Source organism: Clostridia bacterium (assembly GCA_034926675.1).
In the GTDB taxonomy this organism is placed as follows: Bacteria; Bacillota; DTU025; order DTU025; family DTU025; genus JAYFQW01.
The window spans coordinates 1-9,236 of the sequence record JAYFQW010000078.1; the positions used below are offsets into that span (position 1 = coordinate 1).

The 9,236-nt window shown below is 56.3% G+C and carries 8 protein-coding genes and 1 pseudogene; 5 read left to right on the forward strand and 4 right to left on the reverse strand.

All coding sequences use genetic code 11. The features are described from left to right. On the forward strand, positions 1 to 292 hold a 292-nt coding region (locus VB144_14755; GenBank protein ID MEA4884889.1), incomplete at its 5' end, for a DUF4277 domain-containing protein. On the opposite strand, the gene VB144_14760 is transcribed toward VB144_14755, so the two are convergent. The 3 genes from VB144_14760 to VB144_14770 all read right to left on the reverse strand — a co-directional run bounded on the left by VB144_14760 (position 209) and on the right by VB144_14770 (position 2,200). Beyond that, positions 209 to 931 carry a DUF4277 domain-containing protein gene (locus tag VB144_14760; GenBank protein MEA4884890.1) on the reverse strand — a complete coding sequence of 241 codons (723 nt, stop codon included), beginning with the start codon at positions 929 to 931 and terminating at the stop codon, positions 209 to 211. The genes VB144_14755 and VB144_14760 overlap by 84 nt on opposite strands. Before the next feature lie 184 nt (positions 932 to 1,115). Next, positions 1,116 to 1,877: an IS21-like element helper ATPase IstB gene (gene istB / locus VB144_14765; GenBank protein ID MEA4884891.1), complete on the reverse strand. Its 762-nt coding sequence runs from the start codon at positions 1,875 to 1,877 to the stop codon at positions 1,116 to 1,118. Continuing rightward, positions 1,874 to 2,200 (reverse strand): hypothetical protein, encoded by a 327-nt coding sequence (locus VB144_14770; protein ID MEA4884892.1) that lies wholly within the window; start codon positions 2,198 to 2,200, stop codon positions 1,874 to 1,876. Before VB144_14770 ends, istB begins: the two co-directional genes overlap by 4 nt. Positions 2,201 to 3,004: 804 nt before the next feature. On the opposite strand from VB144_14770, the gene VB144_14775 reads away from it, so the two are divergent. From VB144_14775 to VB144_14785, 3 genes are all read left to right on the forward strand, one after another. Beyond that, the gene (locus VB144_14775; protein MEA4884893.1) at positions 3,005 to 3,535 is read left to right on the forward strand and encodes a hypothetical protein; all 531 of its coding nucleotides are present in this window, start codon (positions 3,005 to 3,007) and stop codon (positions 3,533 to 3,535) included. A gap of 1,567 nt (positions 3,536 to 5,102) precedes the next feature. Continuing rightward, positions 5,103 to 5,954 (forward strand): group II intron maturase-specific domain-containing protein, encoded by an 852-nt coding sequence (locus tag VB144_14780; protein MEA4884894.1) that lies wholly within the window; start codon positions 5,103 to 5,105, stop codon positions 5,952 to 5,954. Positions 5,955 to 7,241: 1,287 nt separating this feature from the next. Then, the gene (locus tag VB144_14785; protein ID MEA4884895.1) at positions 7,242 to 7,583 is read left to right on the forward strand and encodes a hypothetical protein; all 342 of its coding nucleotides are present in this window, start codon (positions 7,242 to 7,244) and stop codon (positions 7,581 to 7,583) included. Positions 7,584 to 8,607: 1,024 nt separating this feature from the next. On the opposite strand, the pseudogene VB144_14790 reads toward VB144_14785, so the two are convergent. Beyond that, positions 8,608 to 8,754: pseudogene (locus tag VB144_14790) on the reverse strand (integrase). A 137-nt stretch (positions 8,755 to 8,891) separates the two neighbouring features. Between VB144_14790 and VB144_14795 the strand changes: the two are divergent. After that, positions 8,892 to 9,236: hypothetical protein (locus tag VB144_14795; protein MEA4884896.1), on the forward strand; the 345-nt coding region annotated here is incomplete at its 3' end.

The following is a 9,236-nucleotide window of genomic DNA, read 5'->3' on the forward strand; positions in this document are numbered from 1 at the left end:
TATGCTCATCAACATCTTAATGGGGCGCACCGCGCTTTACCGAGTGGATGAGTTCTACGATCTGCAGGACGTTCCCATTCTGTTTGGAGCCGAAACTGTGGCAGAGGACTTCAACGACTCCGTGTTGGGCCGAACCCTGGACAAGGTGTTCGATGCCGTCATAGTCGTGATTCTTCCTGACGGCGTCCGCGCGTTGTCGGAATCCAGGCTATTCCCAGATAAGATGTTCAGGGCCCTGGGAGTATCGCCGTCTGTCTACGTCACAATACCGCGCGAAACACTCAGCCCCTGAAATCCCAAGGAGCGAGCGTGCAAGGGTGCAGAATATGGGCTGAGCGAACGTCGCGGGCAACCTCGAGATGAACCTTATGCCCTTGCCGGCGATGAGGTCGAGGTTGCCCTTGGTCACCGCGGCGGAGTTGGCCACGTAGACCAAGTTTGTGAGATGATCGGCAAACCCCTCCGCCAGCTCCTCGATCACCCGCCTGTTCCAAACCTTGTCCGACTCATTGCCGTCCGAAGCGTAGCCCAGCAAAGGTATACCCTCGCCGTTGACCACGGGGCCGTAGTTGAACTGCTTGAGGTCGGGCCTGTGATCCCGGTTGTACCCATGTGCAATGAAAAACACTTCATCATCGGGCGAACTGGATTCGTACAGGCCCGATGCGGAGTCATTGAAGTCGTCGGCCGACGCATCGGCCCCGAACAGAACCGCAATATCCTGCAATTCATAGAACTCGTCTACCCGGTACAACGCAGTGCGGCCCATGAAGACATTAGTGAGCATGGCAAGGACATGCGTCCCCGGCGAACGCCTACACTGCCCGGGGTCCCATCGTACCATGCTATCTACCGTTTCGACTATGCCGAGTTCCCTAATAACCTGGCCAATCATGGCCGCGGGTCCGGCAGAGTAGGCCCTGACTGACATCGTCCTGGCCCCCTCTCTGACAATACACTATCAGAGCAAAGGGTACAAGACAGTAACTGCCAGGTACAGGTCTGTTTGGCAAGTAGAAAGTGCATAGTTCGGCGGCCAAAATGTGCATAGGCTAACCGCCGCGCCTGGGGTTGGGTCTTCGTACCCTTCGGGGCTAGGCCGTCCGGTTGAGGGTCTACTGCCCGGAGCCCACGCCGTCAGATTCTCTCGGTGCGTTTAGTTGTGAAAGAGCATTCCGTAGTCGGTAGCTCTCGCCGGTGAACGCCAGCACGTGTCCGTGGTGGACGAGCCTGTCGATGAGCGCCGCGGTCAACCGGTTATCGTTGATCACTGTGTTCCACTGTCCGAATTCAAGGTTCATGGTGATGGCCACGCTTCGACGCTCGTAGCAATTAGCTATTACCTGGAATAGGAGCTCGGCCGCGTGGCGGTGCAAGGGCAAGAAGCCCAGCTCGTCCACGATAAGCAGATCGCATGAATCGAGGTCCCGCGTGAAGCTTCCCAGAGTTCCCTTTGCGTTTTTCTCCAGCAGGCGATTGGCCAGATCGACCGTTTGAAAGAAGCGCACCTCCTTTCCGCTTAGGGCTGCCTTTAGTCCCAGCGCTATCACAAGATGCGTCTTGCCCGTTCCCACGCCGCCCATGCAGATCACAGACTCATTGGCATCGATGAAGCCCAGCTCTGTTAGGTGTTCTCTCGTGGTCTGCGGGGGCAGTACGATGTTCTCCCAGGAGAACTCCTCCAGCGTTTTCGTCTGGGGGAAGCCTGCGCGTTTCAGTCTGCGCCGGTTTCGGTTGTCTTCGCGTGTCTTCAGTTCCTCGGCGAAAAGGTCCGTCAGGAACTGCTCTCTGCTTTTGAAGGCAATTTGCGTGTAGATCCGACTCACCGAGCCAAGTTTGAGCGCTTTGCACTGCTCTTGGAGAAGAGCGGACTTCATCTCGGTGCCACCCCCTCCAGCCGCATCGGCAGCAGCCGGTCGTAAAGAGTGGAATCCGGATCGTACGCGGCCACTTCCAGCAGCGTGTAGCCCTCGGCTATGGGTTCGGGAGTCCGGTTCTCCGGGCGGAGCGAATAGAGCTTGAGCTCGAGATTCGCAGGGCTAGATCGCCTGTCGGCGGGCAGCGCCTCAAGCGCTTCCGCCACCTGATCCATGCTATAGGTCTTCAGCGCGTCTCTCAGGGCTCGGACTCGAATCGCCCGGTCTGGCGCATCGACCTCCTGCAGATACGCTCTAGCCGCTTCAGGCAGATGGCGAAACATGGATGAGTGCACAGCCGCTCGCGGTCGTCGCGAATAGATCTCCAACAGGGCTGGCCAATGGACCGAGAATAGCGCTTCAGAGAAGTAGACGCTGAACGGTGTATGCCTACACCTACGCCGGCCTATGTGCGATATCCAGCCCGTGACGGCGCAAACACCGTAATCAGTCCTTGGGAATGGTCTTCGAGACTGGCATCAATGGGGCACCCAACCTCGCCGCAAGGACTGCCGTCGGTTTGGCCTGAGGTACTGGCCAATTTCATCTTGTTTGCTGTGCCATTGAGCGCTCCACCGATAATCTGCGACTATGCTCCGCGATTGTGTGCCGTGAGTGTGTGAATACCCAGGGCGAGTTTCGGTGGGTAAGGGTATCCAGGAGGAATGTGTAAGGATTGTATGGATATTGGGATCCTGTGGAGGTTTATGGAGGTATATCGCGAATGACTCATAGAGAACTCTGAGTATTGCGGATAGCGGTAACTCGCATCGACCAACACTCCGATCCGCACCCACATGAACGATGGATTTGCATCGAGGCTAGATCCGGTGATGTGGTTCTCACTCTGTCCTTGTCAGGGTTGCTCTTGTGGCGAGGGAGCTGGCCACACTGAGGCGCGTTAGCAGGCGATCTGTACATGATGTACATGCCAGGGCCTGCGTAGTACGCGCCGAAAAACGGACTGGGGTTGACTGACGGCACAAAGCAGGTTTTGTGCGCATTGTATGTTGGCCGACAACCATTGGCAGCGTCAGTACAGACAGACCCTAATTGCCATTGGGCAAGTACGGCAAGGAGATGATCGCATGTGTGATTGCTCTAGGGAAGACACGGATGGTACTGCCGTATCGGGACACAAGCTGGAGACTGTATCGCTAGTGCTGAATACGCTGATTGAGGTGTACGAATCTGAACATAGTCGTGTCCGAACCATAGAGGGGAAAGCTAGTATGATACTGTCGGCATCTGGCATTCTTACTGGTCTGGCGAGTCGCGGCCTACTTGACGCCTCATCAACTAGACCGTGGATGATTGGCCCGGCTATTGCAACGGCTATCTGCCTCGCTGGAGGAGTAATCGAGTGCCTTAGGGTGATAACGATTGCTGATTATCAGAGACCCGATACTGGGCACCTACGCAAGGGCGAGGTGCTTGCGATGAAACCAGAAGATTGCGGGGGTAGGCTCATAGCTACATGGCATGAAGCGGTCACCTCAATAGGGCGCTCCGCCGATGAGAAAATCGGCCACTATAAGCGAGCTCATATGCTGTTTACCATCAGCTTCGTCATAGCTCTCTTTACTATTGTGACAATACTTGTCGAGCTTCTGGCGTAAGGATTTGCATAGAACTGCCTTGGCGGCATGTTGCTTACGCAGGGTACTCTCGTCTGTTCATCGGCGATCATGGCAATAGCGGGGATTGCCACACTGGGAGGTGAATGTAGAATGACGCAGGAAAGCGGCGGATCCAGGCCTGGAGGTTCATCCGGCACAGGGACTCAGTCGGGGCCGATTGCCACACCTCCGCCGGATCCGAAGCCGTTCCCATTGGCGAGGGAAGAGCGCGGTACCCAAGGACAAGTTGACAAGAATGTCACAGTGCGTCCCCCTGTGAAGAAATAGGTTGAACGCCGCACAAATGCCACCTCACGGATAGCGACGTTCACACAGAGAGGAGGATGGAGCATCTGAACGTTACTTGTCAACCTGGGAAACAGGAGCAACCGAAGGCGCGTATGCAGAAATCCGAGGATGGCGGCGGTACAGATCCTCCAGCACCACCCGATCCGCAGCCTTTTGGTCTCAAGCAAGTTGGCGAAATGGGTGCAGGCGATTCTGGTCGGCGGCCCTTGTCTGAAGGGCAGAAATGATGGACTACGGTCGCGACAGCGATATGATACCACGTCTATGGCTGATACCTCACTGACCGAGCACAATCGCCTGGTCGTGGTCTGGGCACGGCCTATTGCGCGTGCTCCCTCGCGGAGTGCTTTCGCCCTTGCCGCGATGCATCTGTCGTTCACTTGTGCGTCCATCGGGTGAATGTCAAACAGCCCTACGCAACAACGCGGTGGGGTCTGATTTGGAGAAGGAGCATCTGCGCATGCCGGTGGCCTAACGCGGAGAGGCAAGGATGTGTGCGTGGACATCGCAGTCATGATCTTCGAACTCAGAGCGAGTTGCTTGAGGGCTGCTCTTTCTTCCTGCCGATAGCGCACTACAGAAACATATTTCATGTGTCAACACCTCCAATACCTGCACGGAAGAAGGTCGCAAGACTGCATTCGTTCGGGATTGTGTCCGTAGAGCTATACCCCTTTTGGGGTTAGGAGAAGAGGCGAGGTTCTTGCCTCTTCTTCGTAGATGGTGCGCCCGGCATGGCGCACTCACTTGGGGGTGCAAGTCCCCTACAGACCCGGCAGGGGGAACTGTTAGCCGGGCGGCAAGGGTGTTCACTGTGAGGTGAGATCTGAAGGAAGCCGCAGGCAAAGCGCTGGCCTGACGAACAGAAATCGCATACGAGGCGGCCATGCTGGGTGAGAGGTCAATTATCTTCAAAGCCCAATACCTGCACGGAAAGCGTGAAGGTGAGAGCGCATTACCCGGGGAGGTCTGCCGACCTGCCATGTGCTACCGTCGTCGAGAGGCGACGGGATGGGTCGGCAGAAGTCAGCAGACGGCATAGTAGGCCCTTCGACCGGGCTGAAGGCCGGAAGCTCACCCGGAAGATAGCGGACGGAATCTGCGAAAACACGGGCAGGGCGCGCCAAACGTCGCGGCAAGGAGAGAACCCTCCCGCCCGGAAGAGTCGGAACTGGTAAACGCGGTGGTCGAACGCGAGAACATGACGCGAGCGCCGCGCCGGGTACAGGCAAACAAAGGAGCGCCGGGAGTGGACGGTATGACCGTCGATGAACTGCTTCCTTACCTGCGCCGGGAATGGCCTCGCATCAAGGAAGAGCTGCTGAATTGGACATACAGGCCGGCCCCCGTGCGAACGGTAGAAATACCGAAACCGGGGGGCAAAGGGACCCGCATGCTGGGCATCCCAACGGCCCTGGATCGGCTGATTCAGCAAGCGTTGCATCAGGCGACGTCGCCGCTCTTCGAGCCATACTTCTCCGAATACAGTTACGGGTTTGGGCCTGGACGAAGCGCACACGATGCGGTCCTGCAAGCGCAGGCGCATGTGGAATCCGGAAAGCGCTGGGTGGCCGCCATGGACCTGGAGAAGTTCTTCGACCGAGTCAACCGGGAAAAGAGCACGGTCGATCGCCCGTGGCGAAGGAAGTTCCTCGGCTACTCGATGACGTTTCACAAGAAGCCGCGACTCAAAGTGGCCCCGGAGTCCGCGAAACGCTTCAAAGGCAAGGTGAAGGAGATCCTTCGACGCGGCAGGGGGCGCAGTCTGCGACGCACAATCGATACGCTCATCCCGATCCTACGCGGCTGGAGCAACTACTTGAAGCTGGCGCAGGTGAAGAACGTATTCGAGGAATTGGACGGATGGCTCCGGCGCAAGCTTCGGTGCATCCTCTGGCGCCAGTGGAAACGCTCCTATACGCGAGCACGCAACCTGATGAAACGTGGACTGACGGAGGAGCGCGCATGGAGGTCCGCCACCAATGGGCGAGGCCCCTGGTGGAATGCAGGATCCTCACACATGAACCAAGCTTTCCCGAAGTCCTTCTTTGACTCATTTGGACTCGTGTCGCTGCTCAATCAGCATCGACGATTCCAGAGTGCTACATGAACCGCCGTGGTACGGAACCGTACGCTCGGTGGTGTGGGAGGTCGGCGGGAGCAATCCCGCCACCTACCCGATTGCATTCAGTCGGGCGTTGACCGGCGATGACGTCTCACTTGAACAGTCTTCTCGGTCTGCCCTGGTTTCGCGCGGCTATGAGGCCTTACTGGCACGATCTTCTTGCCGCCTTGAGTCTTTGCCATATAACATCACCTCCAATACTGAGAAATAGTAGTATAATACATTATACTACTTCCGCACGTACCAGACATTGGGCGTGGCATGCCGCGTCTGGGGAAAGAGAGACTCAAGAGGGCTAACGAGTCTTTCGGATCCATAGCGATTCGCTCGACTCTAGGTGTGTCCTTTTCAGGTTTAGCTGCAGTCAGCCAGGCGAATACCAAGCCTAGAAGGTTGCAGAGAAGCCGAGCCTTGCAGTGTGACCGGGTTTCGTATCCGGAACGGGGGGGCCGAACGGAATGCTGGTGCGGGATGCAACTTCCATCGCAGCAGCTTGACCTGGGGCAATGAATGGTGGTCGGGGAGGGATGATGAATGACAGGGCAGCAGCTTTGGAAGGAAACTGATACGCTTATCAGCCTCAGTGAGGCGCTTGATTCTCTGTTCCTGAGCACCCCGTATCGCCAGTTGGCGGAAGAAGCCTTCCACTGGCTCCAAGAACACATTCCGTATAGGTGCGGGGTACGCTTGGGCGAGGAGCGGATTACCTTTTTGGTAGGCAACTATCGGCCAGCAGCTCTTAAGATTGATGCTGGGAGACTAGGATTGTACATGGTGTTTGTTGGCAGTTTGCCAGACTCATTCGAGCCAACCTTTAGGTTTGCGAGCGTTGATGTGAACGAGGGGCGGACTCTCATTGCCAGCTTGCCGTTGCCACTACTGGATGTGGATGCTGAGAGGTTTGTATCAGGTTGCGAGAAAATGGCTCAGAATGCGGCGCGGGGCGGACCGCATGCTTGCAATGTTGATGGGGATTGGCCAGAGGACAAGCGTTGGCCCAGATGAGACTGGCAATGTGTAGAGACCGGATGCGGCAACGCGTCGTATATGGAGCGGTGTCTAGAGCTTCTCAACATCTTGAGGGAAGTTACAGGTTTTGCCTGCTTGCTGGTGCTAGGGCTTGAGGCATCATTGACTCAGCCATTTGACACTTGCTATTGGGGGAGTGCAAGCAACGGCCGAGGGTGGAAGCCAGATTCAGCTTCCTCAAGAGTCCGTGTACCTGCTCGGCCAGATCTTCCTCCAGAAGCAGAGCCGCATAGGGGCATTGGGGTGTACGTGCTCCTACTGATGGCGTTGCTCATAGCTACCCTCCTGGGGAGGCGGGTGCGCAAAAACCTTGAAGCCGGGGGCACGTCCGTCATGATACCTGGCAAGCGAGATACAATAATGCAACCGACGGTCCTGATGATCCTCGACATGCTCGACATAGTGCAAGTGGCGTACATAGAAGATGAAGAGATAGTACGCCGCGTTTGGACAGATTCGAGGCACGGGTTCGACGTGCCGCGGCTCCTTCGGCTCGTTGAGCAATCGGCTCAACCCGTAGTAGCTTACGGAGTATCCGTTCCGGCATGCCAGATCTCTCTGTGGATGCATCCAGCCGCAGCTTAGCTTCACGGATCAATCGGGTCACGTGGGGACTATCACGAACCAAGGGGAATTGTTGACCGGTTCGTCGAGGGTAACTCTGACCATCCTCCTTTTCCAGAATGGCCTTGACGTTCTTGCGGAGGCAAGCCAGCATCGGATGGGCCCTGGACTCCAGCATCTTTGAGGCCAGCTCCGCCGTGTTCAGGTCGGTTGCGTGCGCGAAAGAGACTGTTGACCACCAGTACAAATCGCGATCGTCGGCCTGTTGCCAAGCTCGTAGATAAGCACCCGTCAAGCCGGAACAATAACCGTGAAGAACGGTGTCAGCCGACGGCGATATTCCATAATGAGCGTAGAGGTGAGAGTGGGATAATGGACTCTAGTGGCATACTCGATTGGGTCTCGATTGCCTTATCGTCCTGTGCAGTTGCTATTTCCTTCTTAAGCGCACTGTACGAGTCTCTGATTCCAGCAAGTCTCAGATGGCAGAAGCCATTGGTGTTTTCGCTGGATGATGAACGAACCGCCCCAAAGCACAAGCATCGTCCAGTGATTGCGATTGTACTGACTATTCACAATGCAGGTGCGCAGCCGGGAATAGTGTAGGATACTGCAGTAGTGGTAACTAGAACTAGACTGGGCGCCTTCCAGGCACGAAGGTTTGGATCACAGCCCAGGTATGTGACTATCTTCGAAATCGAGAAACACGCGCATCCAACGATGGCGATTGTTGTAGATGGGCATCAGACGAAGACAGTGGTTGTGCAGTTCGAGCAGAGGTCGAATAATCAGTGGCGCTGGCAACCAGGTGCCTACGCTGCGAATGTGTACTCCCTCGGCGGCAACGGTCAGTGGATTGAAAAGACATCATTCAGATTTGCCCTTTCCAACGAGTGCATGGATGAACAAGGGCAACCCGCGAGGGTTACGCCGTGTCAGTGCTGGACGCGCGAGGTTTTGGATAGCCGCGATACTCTCATCAATCAGTCGTATTGGCGCAAGAAGAGTCCATTCTGCAGGGGAGTTGCCTCGTATATTGCCTGCGCAATTCACCTGTTTCCTGACACTCCTTATACCATCGGACCAGCATTCTGCGATTTGGGTATCCTAGCTCCCGGACGGTATCAGCAGCGCTGAAGTCATACTTGATATAGAGTCTCACTGCTTTCATCCGATCCTCATACGAATACATGGACTACCTCCTGACCGCTAAGTCCAGGATTTCGTCCGCACCTCCAGACGGTCTATCGGTACAACGACGGCAAGATGCTGATCCAGGAGGATACGACGGTACAGTGTGGGACTGCCCCTGCAGTTGCGGCGGCTTCCATGAAGTACGAATGGGACGCATACGGGAACCTGAGAGGCGCTGAGAATGCGCTGACCGGGGCGGAGACTGAGTATGAGTATGATCCGAGGTATCACGTTGTCGTGTACACAGCTGAGAAGGCTAGTTCGTCCCCGCGCTCGCCGGCGGGCTGGCGGTACACCATAAACGTTCTTGACGATACCGGGCAGAAGATAACCTCTTCTTCACAGAGCATGCAAAAGCCTGTGTGGGAGGCCAAACCGGCTCGAACTGCGCCTATTGGCTGCAGACTAGTCGATATAGGCGATGACTGGGAGTCGTGGACTGCTGGGCCGGCAAGCGCCGCGCAACTCGATATCGATTGG